The following is a 22,098-nucleotide window of genomic DNA, read 5'->3' on the forward strand; positions in this document are numbered from 1 at the left end:
TCTTAACTTTTAACCGAATGTTCAGGAGTTTTGACCTGGGCATCAATGGTGCGCGGCTCTGCAAGCTGAGCTTGTTCTGCCTCTTCATCTTTGACTGATTTTTTAAAGTCTTTAATCGCGCCGCCGACGTCTTTACCCAAATTTTTAAGTTTGGATGTGCCGAACAATAAAATCACCACAATTGCAAAAATCAGCACATGCCAAATTGATAATCCTGCCATTATTTTATCCTCTATATTTCATGCACCTATCTCATCAGGCTTGTATGACAGCGCGGTGACGCTTTGATGACAGTTTGCCGACACGGCAGCAGGGGAATGGCTTACTCATATAAAAATTTCATAATTCAATGAAAAGTATGCTGTGCTAGCATACAGCCTGATATGGAAATCTCAGCAGCATTGTCATGGCCTTGATTCTTCCCCTCCTGTCTTTTCTAATTGGTTATTGGGGGGTGCAATTTTTAAAACCGATTCGACCTTTTTTGGCTGCTTTACTGGCACGGATCCTGATTCCGGTACTCATTATCTACAATATGGTATTTTACCAAGAGGGCAGTTTGTGGCTGATTGCCTTCAGCTTTTTCTGTTCCTGTCTGTTCTTTGCCCTATTTTATTTCACCTTGAAAAATAAACTGCGTGCCTTATGCCTGAGTTATTTAAATGGGGCATGGCTGGGGATTCCTTTTGCACTGGCAGTTTTTGGCCCGCAAGCGACCAGTACCGTGGTGGCGCTGTACATCGGTGGTTCCTTGTTTGGCAATGTCTGTGCTGTGATGGCAGTCAGTGAAGCCAGACAAGATAGTGGCTATATTTTAAAAAATGTCCTGCTCTCACCGCCAGTGGTGGCATTGTCAGTAGCAGCACTATTATCATTTTGGGATTTGAGTCACTGGCAGCAAGTCGCTTGGGTGGAGATGCTGTATCAAGCCAATAAAGTGCTGGTCACTTTTAGTGGCATGTGTGTGCTGGGGATGTGGCTAAGTAATGTGCGGATCAGCCGCTTCGATTTAATGTGTAGTCTGCAACTGATTTTTTATAGAGGACTGTTTGCGGTTTTGCTGTGTGTTGTCGCCTATTATTATTTACCTATTCCGCAGCAGACGCTGACTTATGCTGTAATGCTGATGTTCTTTTTATTGCCTCCTGCAGCCAATATTGTAGCGCTGGAAACCCATTATCAGGGAACGGGCCATTCCGCCAAATATATTGCTTCGGGAACTTTGGCCAGTGCGATCTTGATTGCTCTATATGGGGTAATCATGCATGCGTTGATGCCAAGATTATAAAAACATAAAAAGGTCCTCTTGCCCTTAGGGCGAGAGTTAGAGAGGATGTAAAAGCTTTAGAAGAATGATTTTCCCTCTCCTTAAAGGAGAGGGTTAGGGAGAGGTGTATTTTAAAAATCTCTCCCCCCAGCCCTCTCCCAAAGGGAGAGGGCTGGGGGGAGAGGAGGAACTTACTTCTCCAAACTCTTCTTAAACAACTGCATCGCCTGTCCACGATGACTGATTTTATTTTTCTCTTCCTTACTCATTTCTGCACTAGAAATTCCGAGTTCCGGTAACCAGAACAAGGGGTCATAGCCAAAACCATTTTCACCACGCGCAGCTTCCAGAATTTCCCCGTGCCAGATACCCTGAAAGACTTGCGGTAAGGGATCTTCGGCATGTTGAACCAGTGCCAGTACGCAAACAAACATGCCCTCAATCACTTCACCATCTTGGCGTAAGGGTTTGAGATCGGCCAGCAGTTTTTCATTATTGGCGGCATCGTTGCCATGCTCACCGGAATAACGAGCCGAGTAAATGCCGGGAGCGCCGCCAAGAACTGGCACACAAATGCCTGAATCATCTGCAATAGCAGGTTTTCCGGAAATTTTAGAAGCATGGCGAGCCTTAATAATCGCATTTTCGACAAAGCTTAGACCATCTTCGATCGCATCTTCGATATTCAACTTGCCCTGGGCCACGACTTCAACCGGCAGTTGTAGCTCGGCAAACAGTTTTTCAAACTCGGCAATTTTACCTTTGTTATTACTTGCCAATACCAGTGTGCCTTGGGATAACCAGTCAGTTGCAGCCATGTCAAAAACTCATTATTAGATAAAGAATGGGCGCTATTTTAGCAATGGATGAAGAATTTGCGGCAATAAAAAAGCACCCGAAGGTGCTATTTATACCATTCAGCTTATTGTGCCTGAATCCATCTGTCGGCACGATCACGCGCCTGACGGATCTGCTCTTGGGTTAAATTCGCCGCCAAGGCAGTTTTCTTGCCTTCAGAAAGGGTAATCACCTTATTGTCGAGCATGCCATCACGGGTAGAAAGTTCATACCACTGGTAAGCGCCCATATAGTTTTTCTTTTTCTCTTCCATCATTGCCAGGTTAAAGCTGGCACGGTTATCGCCACGGCTAGCCGCTTTTTCAAAATACTGACGTGCCAGCGCTTCATCTTTTCTGGTGCCAATGCCATCGGCCAGCATACGGCCAACATTCAGCTGTGCAACTGCCAGACCTTGATCCGCAGCAGCTTTATACCAGGCAAAGGCCTGTCGTTCATCTTTTTGAATATCTTTACCATACTGGTATTTGGTGGCCAAATAAAACTGTGCACCGGCCTGACCAGCTTTCGCTGCTTTGGTCAGACTGTTGATATCCATGATGGAATACTGAGCCGCTTGACTGGCAACAGATGGACTAGGTGCAACATAATCTGCATGGGCTTGCATGCCAAAAAGTCCCGCCAGTAGCGTCGTACTTAATAATAATTTTTTCATAGCGCGCTCACTCGATAAATTGCGACTTCACCAAATAGATTAGGGAGATGCTTGCTCAGCAAACTATCTTCTTGATTCCCGTTCACAGCGAGTCGATTAATAATTTTGATATTATTTTCCGCACAAAGTGCTTCAAAATCACGAAATGTACATAAGTGGATATTCGGGGTGTTATACCACATATACGGCAAGGCTTCAGAAACCGGCATTCTCCCTTTGATTGCCAAGAAAGACCGGGTCTTCCAATGTGCAAAGTTCGGAAAGGTAATAATGGCCTGTTTCCCCACACGCACCATATCACGCAATAATACGTCAGGTGCATCTACAGCCTGCAAAGCTTGTGCCATGACCACATTGTCAAAAGACTGGTCGGCAAAACGGCTTAAACCGAGGTTTAAGTCCTGCTGGATGATATTTAACCCGCGACTCACCGCAATTGCAATCTTTTCCTGATCAATTTCTAATCCGTATGCACGAATATCGTGCTTTTTACTCATTTGTGCCAGCAGTTCACCGTCGCCACACCCGAGGTCGAGTACGCTAGAACCGGGCTTGATCCACTTTTCAGCGAGTTGTTGATCGATACGCATTATATGGTCTCCTTCGGTGTTGCTTTCAGGTGTTCTTCACCCCCGAGAAATGCACGCAAAGATTTTACATAGAGCGGAATCGGGAACAGGAAGGAGTCATGGCCTTGTTCCGCATCAATATCCAGATAGCTGACAGGTTTGTGATTGCTGATCAAGGCATCCACGATTTCCTGTGAGCGGGCAGGGGTAAAACGCCAGTCAGTGGTGAATGACACCACCAGGAACTTGCACTGGGTATTGGCCATGGCTTTTTTGAGCGACTGTTCATATTCACGCGACGGATCAAAATAATCCAGTGCCTTGGTCATGATCAGATAGGTATTGGCATCAAAGTTACGGCTGAACTGCTCACCCTGATAACGCAAATAGCTTTCGACCTGAAATTCGACATCGAAACCATACATAAATTTACCTGATTTCAAATCGCGGCCAAACTTCTGCTTCATGGCCTCTTCGGATAGGTAAGTAATATGGCCCACCATACGCGCCAGAATCAGACCACGTTTTGGATAGCTGTCATTTTCCAGATAACGGCCATTATGGAAATCTGGGTCTGACAAAATCGACTGACGTGCCACTTCGTTAAAGGCAATATTTTGTGCTGAAAGCTTTGGCGCGCTGGCAATAATCACGCATTTTCTTAAACGGTTTGGATAATCCACTGACCATTGCAATGCCTGCATGCCACCCAGTGAACCACCAATGATGGCATCCCAAGTATCAATCCCTAAACGATCAGAGAGCAGGGCTTGGGTTTTGACCCAATCGCGGACCGTAACCAGTGGGAAATCCGGGCCATAAGGACGGTTGTCATTTTCAGGGTTTGGTGAGGTTGGACCGGTAGAGCCACTACAGCCCCCAATATTATTCAGTGAAACCACAAAGAATTTTGCAGTATCAATGGCTTTGCCGGGACCAATACAGGCGTCCCACCAGCCGGCCTTTTTATCATCTTCATGATGATAACCTGCGGCATGATGATGACCAGAAAGGGCATGACAAATCAGAATGGCATTCGACTTGTCAGCATTTAAGGTACCGTAAGTTTCAACCATCAGTTCAAAACGGGGGAGGATGCGACCGCATTCAAGCTCTAACGGCTCTTCAAATTGGAACTTTTGTGGGACAACAATGCCCACTGAGTCAGCTGGAAAAGACACGGGGAGGATTCGCCTTAAAATCTTGAGTATGAATAATAAAAGGATACCACTAGCGGATATCCTTCTAAAGTCATTTTAGTGCTATGAATTATCGCTAATTCTAATACAGCCGGTTAGACCGCAGCAGCGATTACCTGATCAGTGCTTAATACACCTTGATCAATCAGACGGTTGGTCGATGCAAGAATTGCTTCGATCGAAGAGGTCACGATGTTGTCATGCACACCCGCACCAAAGGCAGACTTGCCAGTGCCTTTGACTTGCAGTTCAATCAAGGCCAAAGCTTTGGCATGTGCACCAGAACTGATGCTGCGCTCTTCATAGTTCACCACATCAATCGGTAACTGAAGTGCATCCAAAATCGCAGAAATTGGACCATTGCCTTCACCACGAACACGACGTGACTGGCCATCAATTTCAAGATCAAGCTCAATCACCTGATTGCCATTGTCATCCGATAACTTGTAGTTCTTAGTTGAGTAATGTACATGTTTAACATCGACATAAGTCTCTTTAAACAACTTCCAGATCTCGGTTGCAGAAATTTCAGTGCCTTGTTCATCGGTACGTTTTTGTACAATTTGCGAGAACTCGATTTGTAAACGACGTGGTAAAGTCACGTTGTAATTCGATTCTAACAAGTAGGCGATACCGCCTTTACCTGACTGTGAGTTAACGCGAATCACCGCATCATAGTCACGGCCCAAGTCTTTTGGATCGATTGGTAAATATGGCATATCCCACATTTCTTGGTCTTTCTGGAATTCGAAACCTTTTTTGATCGCATCCTGATGTGAGCCGGAGAATGCAGTAAAGACCAAATCACCTGCGTATGGATGACGTGGATGTACTGGCAAACCGGTACATTCTTCTACAGTCGCGATAATTTCATTGATATTGGAGAAATCCAGGTTTGGCGCAACACCTTGGGTATACATGTTCAATGCGATTGCTGCCACATCGACATTACCGGTACGCTCACCGTTCCCAAACACACAACCTTCAACACGATCGGCACCAGCCATAATCGCCAATTCAGATGCCGCGATGCCGCAACCACGGTCATTATGACAGTGCACTGAAATAATCACGCCGTCACGACGCTGAATGTTGCGGTGCATCCATTCGATTTGATCGGCATAGATGTGTGGACCTGAAACTTCTACCGTTGCTGGCAAGTTCAAGATCACTTTATTGGTCGGTGATGCTTCCCAGATTTCAGTCACAGCATCACAGACATCTTTTGCAACTTCTAATTCAGTCGCAGTGAAACATTCCGGGCTGTACTGGAAGACAAATTCAGTTTCAGGCTGTTTTGCGGCATATTCTTTGACTTTTTGTGCTGCATTGACGGCTAATTGTTTTGCGCCCGCTACATCTACATTTAAGACTTTCTCGCGGAAAGTCGGTGAATTGGAGTTGTAGATATGCACAATGGCACGTTTTGCACCCTGTAAAGATTCAAAGGTACGAGCAATTAAATGATCACGGGCTTGAACCAAAACTTCGATATAAACATCTTCAGGAATATGATCTTCTTCAATCAATTTACGAGTGAAATCAAAGTCAATTTGCGATGCTGAAGGGAAACCAATTTCAATATGCTTGAAACCGATTTTCACCAACATCTGGAACATCTTGAATTTTTGCTCCATGTTCATTGGCTCGAAGATCGCCTGGTTACCATCACGCAGGTCAGTACTCATCCAGATTGGCGCTTTGTTGATTTCATTGTTCGGCCATTGACGGTCTGGTAAGTCCACACGTTGATACATGCGACGGTATTTTTTACTTGGATCAGCCAACATCATGAGAGAGCTCCTTGTGTAACCTGATAGAGTCTGCGCTTGGTTGAAGCACTGGCAAAGGTTACCGAATAGATTGTGTCTATAATCGTCTACATACAGATTGGAACCAGCATTAAAACTAAAAATCTTCTGGAATATTTGGGATTTAGTTTTAATCAAAAAACCTGCATGATCAACTTATAACTTTAAGTTTAATCCAGTTAAACCGAAAAGTTTTTGCTTTTTTAATAGATTTTAGTCGTATCTTAATAAAGATTTTCTTATAAGCTTTAAGTTTTGAAAAATATTCCCATATATTTTAAGTATAGTGTTTTATATTTTCTTGATTTTGAAATAAGCCGTTATTTTTTACACCCAATCATGCCATATCAGCCTCTATTTTTAGAAAAGATAGCCCTAGATGGTTAAAGACATTTCATCCGGGCAAGCTTTTAAAGCTCGGCCCATTTGCGCATGAGGTTGTGATACAAATTGGTCAGTTTCATAACTTCTGCATGCTGATCGCCCAGTTGCATTCTCAAGTTTTGAATGCTTTGATCCAGATTAAACAGCATATGCCGTTCTGCATCATCACGAATCATGCTTTGTATCCAGAAAAATGAGGCAATTCGGCAACCTGAGGTGATTGGGGTGACTTCATGCAAACTGGTGGATGGATACAGAATCATATCGCCGGCAGGTAATTTTACTTCGTGATAACCGTAAGTGTCTTCGACCACCAGTTCACCACCGACGTATTCTTCAGGTTCACTCAAGAAAACCGTACAGGATAAATCCGTTCTAAGGCGTTCATTGCTGCCGCGAATACGACGAATCGAATTGTCGACATGAAAGCCAAAAGCTTCGTTATTTTCATAACGGTTGAACAGTGGGGGAATGATATCGAGTGGAATCGCAGCCGATAGAAATAGCGGATGTTGACCCAATGATTCAAGAATAATATGACTTAAATGATGGGTCAGGGGATGATCTTCAGGCAATTGCTGATTCTGTTTCACCGTTGCAGAGAGCGTACCAGCCGTAACCTTGCCATTCACCCACTCGATTTTATTCATCTCCTCCCGGAAATATTGCACTTGTTCTTTGCTCAGTACGTTTGGAATATGATGCAGCACGAAGACTTTTCCTGAATATTTTATATTGAAAATAGCATAGCCCCCATAAGGAGGCTATGCGCTTACATTGAATTAATATTTAAAGTTGATTGTCAATACTGCGCTACGACCTTCTGCTTCAGTGGCATAGTGAGATGCATAAGCTTTGGTAAAGTAACGTTCATCAGACAGGTTGTTGACGTTCAATTGTAAATCAACATTTTTATTTACGTTATAACGTGCCATCGCGTCGTAACGTACATAGCCCGGAACATATTTTGTATTCGCAGCATCGCCATAGACTTTATCCATTGCCACAGCACCCGCACCTAAAGTTAAAGCTGGAGTTATTGCATAAGTTGTCCACAGGGTTGCAGAGTTTTTAGGCACATTCTGCATTTGTTTACCTTTGGCAGGGTTATCCGGTGTACACACGCCTTGACGGTTACAAGATGGGCCTGGATTCACAGTTGCGCTGTCTAGATAAGTATAGCCAGCTGAAACTGCCCATTTATCGGTAATGTTACCGTTTAAGCCCAATTCGATACCATCAACTTGGGTTTCACCGCCATTAGTATATGTACTAGCATCCAGTTGAATCCGCGTATTTTGTTTTTCTGTTCGGAAAATGGCAGCAGTTAAATTCAGTTTTTCATCTAATAAGTCCCATTTTGTTCCGATTTCAAAAGTACGAGCTTCTTCAGGGTCAAGGTCTTTATTGTTGGCATTGACTGTTGCTTCAGAGCCATCACCTGCATCAATCCCTACTGGGTTTGCAGAAGTCGAATAACTCGCATAGATCGAACCATTTTCTACAGGTTTAAATGTTAAGCCTGCTTGATATGAGAAAAAGTCCGTATTGTTTTCAATTTTTACACCGGTTGCATTGGTTTTAAGTTCCGTATCGAATTTATCCCAACGTGCACCTAGATCGACTATCCATTGAGGATTGATTTCGATGCTGTCTAATAAATAGATAGATGTTGTTTCTGCAGTTGTTGTGGTGACGGCTTTATTTACAGTAATACTGCCTAACCATGGATCTCGTGAATTAGGGTTAAGAGCAGAAGTACACCAGTATTCAGATGCAGCACCTTGTCCATAACCGTAATTTGTAGAACATGCACCAGATGCAGGGTTACCTCCAATTGGGTTGGTCATTACAGGTTTGCCATCTTTATCAAAGACTGGGTTGCCAGCAGCATCAACTGTTTGAACAGGTTCAACATTGCCAGAATTGTTAACTGTATAATTGCCTTTATCTGATTCTAGATAACTATATTCAGCACCGATATTAAAGCTATGTTGTAAAGCGCCTGTATTAAATTTGCCGCGTAAGCTTAGCTGATCGCTATAGCCTTCTGTGTCGGTAATACGTGTATTGGCACGGCGCCAAACTTCATCATTGGCAATATTTTTTTGACTATCGTCAGGTTGAGTCCATACATAATCATTTTTTGATCGGGTATAACTTGCAATGTTAGAAAGTGTTAAATTTTCATTTAAATCATGTTCTAACTTAAATGTACCAATTTGATTTTCTTGTTTTTGGAAGTCACGATTAAGCCATCCGTAGTAAATGCCTTGTTTTACATCAATGGGTTTACCAATAGTATCAGCAGTTCCAAGTGTACCGTAAGGTACACCAGCATCAGGCGTATCATCAGACTTTAAGTAGTAATAGCCCAAAGTCGCGCGAGTAGGGGTGTCCAGACCAAAGCTAATACTTGGCGCAATCCCGGCACGTTTATATTCCGCACCGTCTTTCTGGCCAGCTTTTTCATTATGATGACCCATTACCGCAACACGTGCTGCGATACCATTTCCGAAATCTTTATTGCCATCTAAAGTAATACGTTGATAGTTATCTGTGCCGCCAGCGACCGAGCCTTCTAAAAAGTCACCTTTCTTCGCAACTTTAGAAATCATGTTGATGCTACCACCGGTCGCTCCTGCGCCGCCCATGGCAGACGCAGAACCTTTAGTCACTTCGACCTGTTCGACAGCAAACATTTCACGGTTTTGTGAAGTGGCATTACGAACGCCGTCTACATACATGGAGCTTTCAGAGTTATAACCACGAATAAACGGACGATCGCCGTTTGGATTGCCCCCTTCACCTGCACCTAGGGTAATACCCGGCACAGTACGTAAAGCATCACTTAAAGTCGTCACTTGCGTATCTGCAATCAGCTGTTTTGAAATCACTGAAACTGATTTTGGTGTGTCGAGTAAAGGCGCAACAAATTTGCTATTCGCAGATTGATCTACTTTTAAGCTGGGTGCTTGTTCAGCTTTGACTTCTTGATGAATGGTGTCAAGTCGAACTACATTTTCTTCAGCAATTGCATGTGTTCCGACAATTGATAAAGACGAAACAATTGCAGAGGAAACGATTTTTTTACGTGTTTTAATAAAGGTCATGTTAAACCTAAAAAATGAATTTGAAAATGTATGCGAATAATAATGATTCTTGTTTTTACTTTTATCTTTTTATCATGGGAATTCATGATCTTTAAGAAAATGTTAAATGAGTTCTTAAATGTAATGATGTAACAATAGTTATTTAAGTATTTGTTTTTAATTAATATTGAAAAATAAATTGGATTGTTAAATTTTTATTGAGAATAATGATGTTTATGGAAGGGTATGAATTAGCAAGGTTTTGGAAAGTATTGATCGCACGATAAGAAAAAAACCCTGCCAGGGCAGGGTTTTTTTAAGAGATGTATTTCTTAGAATTTAAAAGTTGTACTTAACTGAACGCGACGACCTTCTTGGGTATTGCTATATAAGTTATAGGCAGTACCATCAACGATTTCATACTTATTAAAGTCTTTATCGAAAATGTTGTAGAGTGCAACACCAATATCCCAGTTATCATTCACGGCATAATTTGTGCCTAAGTGCATTAAACCATATGCCTCATAGTCACCCAACGTATTATAAACAGTAAGATCATCTCCAGTTAAGTTTGTGGTTTTGAAGCGAGAGCGTTCGGTACGGTATTCACCACGTAACCAAAGATCAGCATTGTCAGCGACATTCCATTTTACAGTTGCATTAAACATATGCTCAGGGGTGTCTTGTAACTTTTTCCCTTTATCTTTACCTTTGGTAACCTCAGTTTCAGTCCAAGTGTAGTTAAAGTTTAATTTCCAATCTTCAGCAAAGCCCCAATTAATACCTAGCTCTGTACCATAAATTTCAACTTCATCAACGTTGTCAGGTCGAGTGATCATAAAAGCACGATCACTGGATTGATTAAGCCACTGCCATGGAGTGCCGAGACCAGTTAAATAGTCTGCACAAGTTTGGTTTACTAAACATTCACCTGGATTGCCACCTGTATTTACCGAAGTATCTGTGATTGCACCTGAAACAATTTTATCTTCAACGGTACTGATAAAACCTGTCAAGTTAATATTTAAGTCATTATTAGGTGTGAAATAAATGCCAAGCTCATAGTTATCGCTAGTTTCAGGTTTTAAATTTTGATTACCAAAAATAGGTTGAGCACCTTGACGTCCAACGTTTACTACACCATTTGTCAACTGTTCTAAACGAGGAGCTTTATAGCCTTCTGAATAACCGCCTTTTAGTGTCCAAGTATCGTTAACATTCCAAACAGCATAAGCACGAGGAGTAATGAAATCACCAAAAGTATCGTGATCATCATAACGCAGACCTAATGTTAAGGCGAAGTTTGGTAAGATATTCCATGTATCTTCTGCAAACAAACCAACTTGAGTAAAGTTAACCTCAGGTTTAGATGAACGTAGGCCATCTGAAATGCTGGCATCCCACCATTGGCCACCTAAGATCAAGTTATGATTTGCTATTGAATTTACAGACAGTTTAGTATCAAAAATAGTATCTTCACTTTCAATTAGTCGCGGGGTTTTAGTAACTAAATCGCCACCTTGCATACGTGATGGAATAAGACGACCAACAGTTTCACTTTCATTACGGGTAATGCTGCTGTCTAAAGTACCAATGTCATTACGCCATTGATGAGCTAGCACATATTTATCACGATTAAATTCCATCTCATTATCATAGCCACCTGCTGGGCCTACAGTACCTAATTGGAAACCGCTGGTATTTTTCGGATTTTCATATGATTGGCGCTGAGACTCTGCATCAATAGATATGTCATGCTTGTCTGTGGGTGTTAATGTTAAACGTGCACCTAGGGTATCAATTTTACCTTCAGATGGATTATTACCTGTACCTAATGTTGTTTGGTCAATATCTCTAGTTACATTCGATTCGTCACGTTCCCAATGTTTTGCGCGAATTTGTAAGCCCAAAAGGTTTTGTACTAAGGGACCAGTTGCATACAAATCGATACTACGTTGGTTACCAAAATCAGAGCTTTTCGGCAAGATTGATCCTTCTAAACCAATCGAACCGGTCCATTCGCTGCTTACTTTTTTAGTAATAATATTTACGACACCTCCCATTGCATCCGAACCATATAAGGTAGATGCCGGGCCACGAATAATTTCGATGCGTTCAATTGCAGACAATGGAGGAATAAAATTATTTTTTGTTTCACCAAAGCCATTCGGTGTAATATCGCCGGTACTGTTTTGACGGCGACCATCAATGAGTACAAGTGTGTACTCAGATGGTAAGCCACGAATGCTAATATCTAGACCGCCTGTTTTACCAGCCGTAGGACTAATATCAATACCTTCTACATCGCTTAAAGCATCTGCTAAAGAAGTAATACGTTTTGTTTTAAAATCTTCTTCGGTGAGTACAGTAATTGAAGCGGGTGCGTCCTTAATCTTTTGTTCATAACCCGCCGCTGAAACCACAATCGTAGACAATTGTGTTACTGGTACAGTGGTATTATTTGTTTCAGCATGTGCAGAAGCAGCTGTAACCCCAAGAATAGCCACTGCAAGTGGGCGAAGATTAAAATTACGCATAACCGAAATTCCGAGATGGAGAAAGTTAAAGATTCAAATCAAATTTCAGGAATATTAATGATAATATTTATCATTTGCAATAAAAATATACAATTCCTTCATTTCAATTTAATCGCCTGAATATTTGAAAAGATGCCAATTCAAGTAAAAAAAGGGTTTAAAAACTGGAACTCGCGCGTATTTTTTGTATATCCTTAAATGTTGTCATATAATGTGGCACATTTTTATAAACCTGTTATAACCTAATATATAGAGGAAGCCATGCAAGTAACTTCTGAAGCGGTTTCGGGCGTTGCCCGTCGTTTAAATGTTTCTGTACCGACGAGCCGTATTAATGAGCAATTTGAAGCTCGTTTAAAACGCACTGCTAAAACTGCGAAGATCAACGGCTTCCGTCCAGGTAAAGTGCCTGTAAACGTAGTTCGTCGTGAATACGGCGCGGGTATCTACCAAGAAGTGGTAAACGATATTATTCGTGACACAGTTTTCGAAGCAATCCAGCAAGAGAAAATCAATGCTGTGGGCATGCCAAACATCGAAAAAACTGAAATGAAAGACGACGCGCTGGTATATACAGCGACTGTTGAAGTTTATCCAGAAGTTGAAGTGAAATTCGAAGGTCTGGAAGTTGAACGTAAAGCAACTGAAGTCAACGATAAAGACGTTGAGAAGATGATCGAAAATCTTCAAAAACAACGTGCTGCTTGGGCTGAAACCAAAGGCATGGCTAAAAAAGACATGCAAGTGACTTTCGATTTTGAAGGTACGGTTGATGGCGAGAAATTTGAAGGCGGCGCTGCTGAAGACTTCAAACTTGTACTCGGTTCTGGCCGTATGATTCCTGGCTTCGAAGACGGCATCGTTGGTATGAAGAAAGGCGAAGAGAAAGTGATTGATGTAACTTTCCCTGAAGATTACCAAGCTGAAAACCTTGCTGGTAAACAAGCTCAATTCAAAATCACTGTGAAGCTTGTTGAAAAACAAAAACTTCCAGAAATTGATGCTGAATTCCTGGAAATCTTCGGTGTATCTGAAGAAGAAGGCGTTGAGAAGTTGAAAGCTGACGTTCGTAAAAACATGGAACGTGAAGTGAAAAACGGCCTGCGTAACCAGGTAAAAGGTGCGACTTTTGATGCGCTTGTTGCTGCAAACGAAGTTGAACTTCCAGCGGCTATGCTTGCTCAAGAAATTGACCGTCAACGTCAACAAATGATTCAGCAGTTCACTCAACAGTTCGGTGCTCAAGGTGCGCAAGCATTTGATTCAAGCATGCTTCCAGACGAATTGTTCAAAGAACAAGCTGAAAAATCTGTAAAACTTGGCGTATTGGTTAGCCGTGTTTTAGCTGATGCGAAAATCGAAGTAGATGCTGCACGTGTTGAAGCGTATATCCAAGACATGGCATCTTCTTATGAAGATCCAAACGAAGTGATCGAATACTTCAAAAACGATGCGCAACAACGTCAACAAATCGAAGCTGTTGTACTAGAAGACCAAGTTGTTGATTACATTTTGGCTTCTGCTAAAGTAACTGATGCGACTGTAAGCTATGAAGACTTATTGAAAGAGCAGCAAGCTCGTCAACAAGCTTAATTTTAGCTTTCCATAAAAAAGGCGCTTGATGCGCCTTTTTTTCATCGAACTCTCTGTGGAAACCACCTCTCTTTAGGGGTGGAGGAAACGGAGGATTTTTTTAGAATACAAGCCAAATAAACTTGTTTTTCAAAGCATTTCAATTAATGATAAAGTTATGAAAAATGATACCCTCGTAATAACTGCTAAAGTGCAGATATTCCCGAACAAGCAACAAGTTCTTGAGCTTAAACAAATGTTTGAGCTGTATTCGCTTGCTTGTAATTGGTTGTCAAAAAAAGTTTTTCAAAATAAAATTCTCAATCAAGTTAAATTGCACTATCTTGTTTATGACCAAATGCGGTCTGAATTAGGCACAAAAGCCCAATTTACTCAGTCTGTGATTAAAACCGTTGTTGCTCGATATAAGTCTGCTAAGTCAAATGGTCACGATTGGTCATTGGTGAAATTTAGTGGTAACGATTACGACCTTGTATGGAATCGTGATTACTCACTTGTAGGTAATCAGTTTTCGTTAGGTGTAAGCTCAGGGCGCATCAAGGTTAATTTCGCTAAAAAACCTTTAAATCAATTTCAGAAAGCTAAAACCAAGTTTGGTTCTGCCAAGATGGTTAATAAATTCGGGAAATGGTTTTTACATATCCCAATGAGCAAGGAAGCCCCTGCTTTAACAATTGATGACGTTACTAATGTGGTCGGTGTTGATCTGGGCATCAACCATCTTGCAACCACCTACGCTAGTAAAGGAAAAACTGACTTCTATCGGGGTGGAATAGTTAAACAGAAGCGTGGCATATTTAAAGCAATACGCAAATCTTTACAGGAGAAACAAACTTCGTCTGCAAGGCATAGGCTTAAGCAGATTGGGAGTAGAGAAAACCGTTATATGACTGATGTTAATCATCAGATCACAAAGGCACTCACTCAAAAGCATCCAAAAGGCACTGTATTCGTTCTTGAGGATTTGACAGGTATAAGGCAGGCAACCGAAAAGGTACGTCTGAAAAACCGCTATGTCAGTGTATCGTGGGCGTTCTATCAGTTTAAGCAATTACTCTGCTATAAAGCCAAAGAAAATGGTCAGTCTGTTATTTTGATTGACCCCAAATACACATCACAAACTTGCCCGAAATGTGGACACCGTGAAAAATCAAATCGTGATAAGAAAAAGCATCACTTTGACTGTAAGCGTTGTCATTATCAATCAAATGATGATCGTATTGGCGCAATGAATATACATCGCAAAGGCATTGAGTTTGTTTCTCAATCTGACCCTTCGATGGTAATAGAACAAGCTTCTATTGCTAAGGTTGAAGTCAATCAACCTGATATGCCGACAGCCTAATTTTAGGTAAAAAAGGTGGGAGTAGAAATACGCTTGCACCACTTGTCAGGCATGAGCCTAGTAAACACCATGATTGGTGTGGCAAACCTCCTCATTTATGGGGAGGTCATTGATATTGATGCCTGAAAAAAGCATTTCTGATTTTCACAAAACTAATGCAAAAAATATGATGGATTTATTGGCGAATTTTTTGCAATTTCAGTGATTATCCCTCATATTGTGATTATGGGTTAGGTCACAAAAAATTTAGGAATAAATAAACGTATGTATGTTCCAACGATTGAAAACGCTTTAGTGCCAATGGTGGTAGAACAATCCTCTCGTGGTGAGCGTTCTTTTGATATTTATTCACGCCTTTTGCGTGAACGTGTAATTTTTATGACGGGCGAAGTTGAAGACAATATGGCGAACCTTATCGTTGCGCAAATGTTGTTTTTAGAGGCTGAAAATCCAGATAAAGATATTCATTTATATATCAACTCGCCAGGTGGTTCAGTGACTGCAGGTATGGCAATTTATGACACCATGCAGTTTATCAAACCTGACGTGGTGACCTATTGTATGGGGCAGGCAGCATCTATGGGTGCCTTCCTGCTCAATGCCGGAACTAAAGGTAAGCGTTACTGCTTAGAAAATGCCCGTGTTATGATTCATCAGCCACTCGGTGGTTTCCGTGGTCAGGCTTCGGATATTGAAATTCATGCCCGTGAAATTCTATTTATTAAAGAACGTTTAAATCGTTTAATGGCTGAACACAGCGGTCAGGAATACGAGAAAGTAGCACGCGATACAGACCGTGATAACTTTATGACTGCTCAGCAAGCGAAAGAATACGGTCTTGTGGACGAAGTTTTAACTAAACGTCCATAAGTTTTAAAGATTCAGATAGTGGAGTAAATATGTCCGAACATCCTCAAGGACAAAAGCATTGTTCATTTTGCGGTAAAACGCAGTCTGAAGTCGGGAAGCTGATTGCAGGCGAGGACGCATACATTTGTAACGAATGTGTGGACGTATGCTTAGATTTGGTTCAAACCAGTCAACAGGTGGAAACCAATGACTGGGCCAATCGTCCTTTGCCGAAACCACAGGAAATCCGTGCGGCCTTGGATCAATATGTCATTGGTCAGGATATCGCAAAAAAGACCTTGTCGGTTGCAGTGTATAACCATTACAAGCGCCTGAAAGTGCAGAATAATGGCAAAAAAGCTGACGATTCAGTTGAACTTTCAAAAAGTAATATCATGCTGGTCGGCCCGACGGGCTCAGGCAAAACCTTGTTGGCACAAACGCTGGCGCGCCTTCTTGATGTACCCTTTGCCATGGCAGATGCAACCACACTGACAGAAGCAGGTTATGTGGGTGAAGATGTAGAAAACATTGTACAGAAGCTTTTGCAAAAAGCCGATTACGATGTCGAGAAAGCACAGAAGGGCATTATCTATATCGACGAGATCGACAAGATTACCCGCAAGTCTGAAAATCCATCGATTACGCGTGATGTATCGGGTGAAGGCGTACAGCAGGCTTTATTGAAAATGATCGAAGGTACGGTTGCTTCGATTCCGCCCCAAGGTGGCCGTAAGCATCCGCAGCAAGAATTCATTCAGATTGATACATCCAACATTCTGTTTATCTGTGGTGGTGCATTCTCTGGACTTGAGAAAATTGTGCAGCAGCGTCAGGAAAAAGGTGGCATCGGCTTTACCGCAGAAGTGCGTAAAAAAGATGAAACCAAGAAGCTGTCTGATCTGTTCCGTCAAGTTGAAGCAACTGACCTGGTAAAATTTGGTTTGATTCCAGAATTTATTGGTCGTTTGCCGGTGATTGCCACTTTGGATGAGTTAGATGAAGAAGCATTGATGCAGATTCTGACTGAACCGAAGAATGCATTAACCCGTCAGTATCAACATCTGTTTGATATGGAAGACGTGGATCTGGTCTTTGAAGAATCCGCATTACGTGCCGTGGCGAAAAAAGCGGTTGAGCGTAATACTGGCGCGCGTGGTCTACGTTCGATCCTGGAAAATTCATTACTCGAAACCATGTATGACCTGCCAAGCCGTAGCGATGTCGGCACGGTGGTCGTCAATGAAGCGGTGATTAAAGGTGAAGCAGAGCCAGAATATCGTGCCGAGCGTCAACCGCATGAGCAGCAAGAGACAGCGACAAAAATAGATTTAAAAGTGGTGAATAGCAAATCTGCTTAACTGCTATTCATCCGAAACCTGCGAAAACTCCGTGTTTTCGCAGGTTTTTTATTTCCAAAAATAAAGCTGGGTGTTAATCTGATTGACTAGGTGTGGATGCCTAAAACTTATAAAAAATAAATCGCAAAGCACTTGCATATAAAAGAATAAAGACGCAGTGAGGGATAAGCATGCGTGGAGTCGCAATTGTACTCATCAGCAGTTTGGCATTGCTGGGGTGTCATGGTAAGAAAGCCGTAGTTGAGCCTACACAGTCACTCAGCACTCTAAAAAATATTGATCTTGAAAAAAAACCGGGCTTTGTGGAACAGCATCGTATTGGTATGTTTACTATTGGTGGCTGGGTCAATCAAAAGCAGGGCAATCAGTTTCAAACGGTGAAACCACAACATGATCAAGCCGCCATCGTGTACTTATACCGTCCTGATTCTAGATGGAACCGTCAGGAAATTGTCGCTGCCAGCCTGTTTATCAATCAAGAACATATTCCAAGTCTTTTGCATAATCATTATTACTGGATTGAAGTTCCTACAGGAACGTACCGTTTAAGTACCAGTCGACCGTTGGGCGCTTTGCATTTTCAGAAGCCTAAATATCTGGATTTTAGTGTGGAAGCAGGACAATCCTATTTTATTAAATATGATGAAGAAAATATCAGCACCCGGCGTAGTGTCTCGGGGCCCTTCATGCTCATGCCGGAAAAAGTCGGTCTGAATGAAATTGCTTTTACTCAGCTTAAATCTCACAGTTTTAATTTTGTAGCGCAAGATCAGGAAACTGGCTATATTCGCAAAAAAGCCCAGAAAATTGAACCGACTGCTTATGATCCATCATTAGATGTACAGTTGAAGGCACCTTTTAAACTTTGGGATCCGCGTACTTGGTAATGGAACATTTTCTAGAATAAATATAATAAAAAAGCACCGATAGAGGGTAATGTTGATCAGTTAAGGAGTTTAGAAATAGACTCTTTAATTTTTTAGTCATTCACAGCGGAGTATTAATTTTATAAATCAAATTCTTGTAAATTATTTGTTACTTTGGTTTCGCCCAAATGAGAAGCGAAGCTTCGCAAGGAAGGCATCTTGCGGAGCAACACTCCTCATCCGCAAAACTCGTCAGCCACCATCGACCAGTAAGTTTGTCGCAGAAACAATCATTTTTAAATGTAGTCCTGCCTCAAACAGTTGCGGATGACTTTTCTATCTATCAGATATAATCATGAATTTCAAGAAGAAAATGCCAGTCAATTCCTTAACTGACTGGCATTACCGATAGAGGGTGCTTTGTTATTGCAGTCAAAATTAGCCTGCAGCAGCGTCCACGACTGGAATCTTGCCAATTTTAGCTTGCCAGATTTTCGGTGCAGTCGCGTGAATAGAAGTACCATTCACATCAACCGCGACAGAAACCGGCATGTCTTTCACGACAAACTTGTAAATTGCTTCCATACCCAGATCAGCAAAAGCCACCACTTCAGCTTCACGGATCGCTTTCGATACCAAGTAAGCAGCACCACCCACAGCCATGAGGTAAGTTGCCTGGTTATCTTTAATGGCTTCAACAGCAGCAGGGCCACGGTCCGCTTTACCGATCATGCCGAACATGCCAGTTGCTTCAAGGACTTGACGTGTGAATTTATCCATACGTGTAGCCGTTGTTGGACCAGCAGGGCCTACAACTTCATCACCGACTGGATCGACTGGACCGACGTAGTAGATAAACTTGCCTTTCAGATCAACAGGAAGTTCTTCGCCATTGTTGAGCATGTCGACCATACGTTTGTGTGCAGCATCACGACCTGTATAGATTGTACCGTTAAGAAGAAGCGTATCGCCTGGTTTCCAAGCATTCATCTCTTCTTGAGTAATTGTGTCGAGGTCAACACGTTTAGAGCTTGAAGAATCCCAAGTGACTTCAGGATAGTCTTCAAGTTTTGGTGCGATGATGTTGGCAACACCCGTACCATCTAATGTAAAGTGTGCATGACGGGTCGCAGCACAGTTCGGGATCATACCGACTGGCTTACCAGCAGCATGACAAGGGTAATCCTTGATTTTAATATCAAGAACAGTGGTTAAACCGCCGAGACCTTGTGCGCCAATACCCAGAGCATTCACTTTTTCGAAGATTTCGATACGAAGCTCTTCCATTTTGCTTTGTGGGCCACGACGAAGCAATTCGTCCATGTTGATCTCTTCCATCAATGCTTCTTTTGCAAGCATCATGGCTTTTTCGGCAGTACCACCAATCCCGATCCCGAGCATACCAGGAGGACACCAGCCTGCACCCATGGTTGGAACAGTTTTCAGTACCCAATCTACGATTGAATCAGATGGGTTCAACATTGCGAGTTTAGATTTATTTTCTGAACCGCCACCTTTGGCTGCTACAGTGATATCTACTTTATTACCAGGCACAAGCTTGTGGTAAATCACGGCAGGAGTGTTGTCTTTGGTATTCTTACGACCAAAAGCAGGATCGGCCAGAACTGATGCACGAAGCACGTTGGAGTTTTCTAAATAACCCTGACGTACACCTTCATTAATTGCATCATCCAGGCCCATGGTTAAATCGAATTTAACATCCATGCCCACTTCAACAAATACGTTGACGATACCGGTATCTTGACAGATTGGGCGGTGGCCTTCTGCACACATGCGTGAGTTAATTAAGATTTGCGCGATCGCATCTTTAGCAGCTTTGTTCTCTTCACGATCATACGCACGGCTCATCGCTTGGATAAAGTCTTGTGGGTGATAGTAAGAAATGAACTGAAGCGCATCTTTAACCGATGTGATCAAGTCATCTTGCTTGATAATAGTTGTCATACAAATATCTCTTGAGCGGGCTGATAGCTAGCGGGCTAAATTATAAGACAAAAGAATCGGGTTGTGGGCATTTTGGGCGAGCATTGGCCGAAAGTTTATAGTTTAGGCAATTTAAAGGAGGACTTTAGCTGCTCAACGGGTCAAATATGACAGTAATTGGTCATATTTAGTGTCATATTTCAGACTAAAAATAGTCATATTTATTATTATTTTTGATTAAGTAGTTGAATTTTAATTATTATTTAAAATTAATAAAAAACCGGATTGTCATATAACTGTCATAAAACTTTTACATAATGCAGATATTGAAACGGGAGATCTTAACAATGGTTACAGGTATTTTAATGGCAAGTGGTTTTTGTGTATATATCGCTGCAACTTGGATGTATGGTCAGAAAGAAGATCAAGCCTAAGCTTCATCTTCTTTCTTTATTTTCAGGCATTAAATAATTAACCTTTCTTCACATCTTCACATCTTCACATCTTCACATCTTCACATCTTCACATCTTCACATCTTCACATCTTCACATCTTCACATCTTCACATCTTCACATCTTCACATCTTCACATCCAATTCATCAAGCTATAAAAATATCTGAATACTCAACTTCAAAAAGCATTTTTGTTATGTAGTGGGTTAAACCGTGCTAAGCGTTTACATTCTTAACCCTTCAAAACCCAAAGCCTGAAAAGCCTTACACATGTGGCGTTTTTTATTGCTTAGACTGTTCCTCTCAACTTCTAGAAACAGGCAAATAGAATGAACAATTTTAATGCAAGTGATATTAAAGAACATGCTTCAGTCATTGCTTCATGTGGTACTCAAGTCGGGAAGGTAGACCATTTAGAAGGTCAGGATTCAATTAAATTAACAAGAAGTGATGATGAAAATAATGAGCATCATCTGATTCCCTTGAGTTGGGTAAGCGAAATCAAAGACGATAGCGTAGTGCTCAATAAAACAGCAGAAGATGTGCGTAAAGAGTGGACCACCTTATAAAAAATTAAAGTCAGTGGACTGAAAAGCAGGGCTGTCTCAGCTTAATTTTTTATGTCACAGACTTTATTAGTAATCGTTGAAAATGCCAGTTCGAAAGACTGGCATTTATTATGCGTAGTTGATTCTCTTTATTTGGTTTTGCATTCTGCCAGAAATGGATTTTGAGCCTGTATGATGATTTTATCTGAAAATTCCCCTTCATATTCAAAACCATTTTGTATGATTTTTAGCGTTTGAAAACTACATTTTCCTAGGCACGACTTCCACCTCAATTATGTCCAAAGACTTTTGAACTTAAACTTTTGAGTTGTAATGGCTTAAAGAAAAACTCTTTGACCAACTTGAGCGCTTCACTGCCACAGCCTTGAGCTGTCCAAGTGATTGTTGAGATTGCAATACAAAATTCAGCATGTTGAGCACAAGATTGATTTCTAGAATTCAAAGTTTACCGATCATTTCATCATGATGGTTTAAACAAATCGCAAAGTCATAACGGGTTGGATCAGCCAAACAGCGCTGACTATGTGCCTGCATATCTTCAAGTGTAAAATGCCATTTCAAGCCGGTCATATAACGCATTTCATCGATTTGCGTGAGCGCTAAAAATGTGAGTAGATTTTCAACTTTCAGTAAGTGTAAGTAGATGCGGTTCCATTTAAGATCAGTGTTGATGTGATGCTCTTTGAGAGCATTTTTTATTTTTAGAAAAGTAATCGACAGATTATAGAATGTCCGACTTTAGAACA

Annotated in this window: 18 protein-coding genes; 7 read left to right on the plus strand and 11 right to left on the minus strand. The window is 41.6% G+C overall.

Features of this window, described 5'->3' with window-relative positions:
• Window positions 1-2: 2 nt before the first annotated feature.
• On the minus strand, window positions 3-221 hold the full coding sequence (gene tatA, locus KT990_RS11495; RefSeq protein WP_005245949.1) for a Sec-independent protein translocase subunit TatA: 219 nt from the start codon (window positions 219-221) through the stop codon (window positions 3-5).
• A 185-nt stretch (window positions 222-406) separates the two neighbouring features.
• On the opposite strand from tatA, the gene KT990_RS11500 reads away from it, so the two are divergent.
• The gene (locus tag KT990_RS11500; RefSeq protein WP_218208806.1) at window positions 407-1,288 is read left to right on the plus strand and encodes a permease; all 882 of its coding nucleotides are present in this window, start codon (window positions 407-409) and stop codon (window positions 1,286-1,288) included.
• A gap of 170 nt (window positions 1,289-1,458) precedes the next feature.
• On the opposite strand, the gene rdgB is transcribed toward KT990_RS11500, so the two are convergent.
• From rdgB to KT990_RS11540, 8 genes are all read right to left on the minus strand, one after another.
• Window positions 1,459-2,085, minus strand: a complete 627-nt coding sequence (gene rdgB, locus KT990_RS11505) for an RdgB/HAM1 family non-canonical purine NTP pyrophosphatase (protein ID WP_005245951.1) — start codon at window positions 2,083-2,085, stop codon at window positions 1,459-1,461.
• A gap of 104 nt (window positions 2,086-2,189) precedes the next feature.
• Window positions 2,190-2,780 carry a tetratricopeptide repeat protein gene (locus KT990_RS11510; RefSeq protein WP_213686425.1) on the minus strand — a complete coding sequence of 197 codons (591 nt, stop codon included), beginning with the start codon at window positions 2,778-2,780 and terminating at the stop codon, window positions 2,190-2,192.
• Entirely contained in the window at window positions 2,777-3,370 is a 594-nt protein-coding gene (gene metW, locus KT990_RS11515) for a methionine biosynthesis protein MetW (protein WP_004278415.1), read from the minus strand. Before metW ends, KT990_RS11510 begins: the two co-directional genes overlap by 4 nt.
• Entirely contained in the window at window positions 3,370-4,530 is a 1,161-nt protein-coding gene (metX, locus tag KT990_RS11520; RefSeq protein WP_218208807.1) for a homoserine O-succinyltransferase MetX, read from the minus strand. Before metX ends, metW begins: the two co-directional genes overlap by 1 nt.
• 113 nt (window positions 4,531-4,643) lie before the next feature.
• Complete coding sequence (leuA, locus tag KT990_RS11525; protein ID WP_180096750.1) at window positions 4,644-6,341, minus strand: 2-isopropylmalate synthase; 1,698 nt, start codon at window positions 6,339-6,341, stop codon at window positions 4,644-4,646.
• A gap of 428 nt (window positions 6,342-6,769) precedes the next feature.
• Window positions 6,770-7,453, minus strand: coding sequence for a Fe2+-dependent dioxygenase (locus tag KT990_RS11530; RefSeq protein ID WP_218208808.1), 684 nt, complete (start codon window positions 7,451-7,453; stop codon window positions 6,770-6,772).
• Between the two features lie 72 nt (window positions 7,454-7,525).
• On the minus strand, window positions 7,526-9,856 hold the full coding sequence (locus KT990_RS11535; RefSeq protein ID WP_218208809.1) for a TonB-dependent receptor: 2,331 nt from the start codon (window positions 9,854-9,856) through the stop codon (window positions 7,526-7,528).
• Between the two features lie 311 nt (window positions 9,857-10,167).
• Window positions 10,168-12,372, minus strand: coding sequence for a TonB-dependent receptor domain-containing protein (locus KT990_RS11540; RefSeq protein WP_180001636.1), 2,205 nt, complete (start codon window positions 12,370-12,372; stop codon window positions 10,168-10,170).
• Window positions 12,373-12,633: 261 nt separating this feature from the next.
• On the opposite strand from KT990_RS11540, the gene tig reads away from it, so the two are divergent.
• From tig to KT990_RS11565, 5 genes are all read left to right on the plus strand, one after another.
• Window positions 12,634-13,965, plus strand: coding sequence for a trigger factor (gene tig, locus KT990_RS11545; protein ID WP_005095580.1), 1,332 nt, complete (start codon window positions 12,634-12,636; stop codon window positions 13,963-13,965).
• Between the two features lie 157 nt (window positions 13,966-14,122).
• Window positions 14,123-15,310, plus strand: coding sequence for an RNA-guided endonuclease InsQ/TnpB family protein (locus KT990_RS11550; protein ID WP_218208810.1), 1,188 nt, complete (start codon window positions 14,123-14,125; stop codon window positions 15,308-15,310).
• 264 nt (window positions 15,311-15,574) lie between these two features.
• The gene (gene clpP, locus KT990_RS11555; RefSeq protein ID WP_005095582.1) at window positions 15,575-16,180 is read left to right on the plus strand and encodes an ATP-dependent Clp endopeptidase proteolytic subunit ClpP; all 606 of its coding nucleotides are present in this window, start codon (window positions 15,575-15,577) and stop codon (window positions 16,178-16,180) included.
• Window positions 16,181-16,209: 29 nt separating this feature from the next.
• On the plus strand, window positions 16,210-17,520 hold the full coding sequence (gene clpX / locus KT990_RS11560; protein WP_005095585.1) for an ATP-dependent protease ATP-binding subunit ClpX: 1,311 nt from the start codon (window positions 16,210-16,212) through the stop codon (window positions 17,518-17,520).
• Window positions 17,521-17,690: 170 nt separating this feature from the next.
• Window positions 17,691-18,407, plus strand: coding sequence for a DUF2846 domain-containing protein (locus KT990_RS11565; RefSeq protein WP_218208811.1), 717 nt, complete (start codon window positions 17,691-17,693; stop codon window positions 18,405-18,407).
• Between the two features lie 417 nt (window positions 18,408-18,824).
• Here the strand turns inward: KT990_RS11565 and KT990_RS11570 are convergent, their stop codons facing one another.
• Window positions 18,825-20,351, minus strand: coding sequence for a fumarate hydratase (locus tag KT990_RS11570; RefSeq protein ID WP_005095588.1), 1,527 nt, complete (start codon window positions 20,349-20,351; stop codon window positions 18,825-18,827).
• 761 nt (window positions 20,352-21,112) lie between these two features.
• On the opposite strand from KT990_RS11570, the gene KT990_RS11575 reads away from it, so the two are divergent.
• A complete protein-coding gene (locus KT990_RS11575; RefSeq protein ID WP_005095591.1) occupies window positions 21,113-21,352 on the plus strand; it encodes a DUF2171 domain-containing protein in 240 nt (79 codons plus the stop codon).
• A gap of 438 nt (window positions 21,353-21,790) precedes the next feature.
• On the opposite strand, the gene KT990_RS11580 is transcribed toward KT990_RS11575, so the two are convergent.
• Complete coding sequence (locus tag KT990_RS11580) at window positions 21,791-21,931, minus strand: hypothetical protein (RefSeq protein WP_159138498.1); 141 nt, start codon at window positions 21,929-21,931, stop codon at window positions 21,791-21,793.
• Window positions 21,932-22,098: the final 167 nt, after the last annotated feature.

The sequence above is a fragment of the Acinetobacter sp. F9 genome (genome assembly GCF_019195275.1).
Lineage (GTDB): Bacteria > Pseudomonadota > Gammaproteobacteria > Pseudomonadales > Moraxellaceae > Acinetobacter > Acinetobacter pseudolwoffii.

Excerpts from the sequence above, each read along its gene's own strand:
- KT990_RS11575 (WP_005095591.1), top strand. The coding sequence starts at position 21,113 with ATGAACAATTTTAATGCAAGTGATATTAAAGAACATGCTTCAGTCATT.
- KT990_RS11510 (WP_213686425.1), bottom strand. The coding sequence starts at position 2,780 with ATGAAAAAATTATTATTAAGTACGACGCTACTGGCGGGACTTTTTGGC.
- rdgB (WP_005245951.1), bottom strand. The coding sequence starts at position 2,085 with ATGGCTGCAACTGACTGGTTATCCCAAGGCACACTGGTATTGGCAAGT.
- KT990_RS11535 (WP_218208809.1), bottom strand. The coding sequence starts at position 9,856 with ATGACCTTTATTAAAACACGTAAAAAAATCGTTTCCTCTGCAATTGTT.
- tatA (WP_005245949.1), bottom strand. The coding sequence starts at position 221 with ATGGCAGGATTATCAATTTGGCATGTGCTGATTTTTGCAATTGTGGTG.
- KT990_RS11500 (WP_218208806.1), top strand. The coding sequence starts at position 407 with ATGGCCTTGATTCTTCCCCTCCTGTCTTTTCTAATTGGTTATTGGGGG.
- leuA (WP_180096750.1), bottom strand. The coding sequence starts at position 6,341 with ATGATGTTGGCTGATCCAAGTAAAAAATACCGTCGCATGTATCAACGT.
- KT990_RS11540 (WP_180001636.1), bottom strand. The coding sequence starts at position 12,372 with ATGCGTAATTTTAATCTTCGCCCACTTGCAGTGGCTATTCTTGGGGTT.
- tig (WP_005095580.1), top strand. The coding sequence starts at position 12,634 with ATGCAAGTAACTTCTGAAGCGGTTTCGGGCGTTGCCCGTCGTTTAAAT.
- KT990_RS11565 (WP_218208811.1), top strand. The coding sequence starts at position 17,691 with ATGCGTGGAGTCGCAATTGTACTCATCAGCAGTTTGGCATTGCTGGGG.
- clpX (WP_005095585.1), top strand. The coding sequence starts at position 16,210 with ATGTCCGAACATCCTCAAGGACAAAAGCATTGTTCATTTTGCGGTAAA.
- clpP (WP_005095582.1), top strand. The coding sequence starts at position 15,575 with ATGTATGTTCCAACGATTGAAAACGCTTTAGTGCCAATGGTGGTAGAA.
- KT990_RS11550 (WP_218208810.1), top strand. The coding sequence starts at position 14,123 with ATGAAAAATGATACCCTCGTAATAACTGCTAAAGTGCAGATATTCCCG.
- KT990_RS11570 (WP_005095588.1), bottom strand. The coding sequence starts at position 20,351 with ATGACAACTATTATCAAGCAAGATGACTTGATCACATCGGTTAAAGAT.
- metW (WP_004278415.1), bottom strand. The coding sequence starts at position 3,370 with ATGCGTATCGATCAACAACTCGCTGAAAAGTGGATCAAGCCCGGTTCT.
- KT990_RS11580 (WP_159138498.1), bottom strand. The coding sequence starts at position 21,931 with ATGCGTTATATGACCGGCTTGAAATGGCATTTTACACTTGAAGATATG.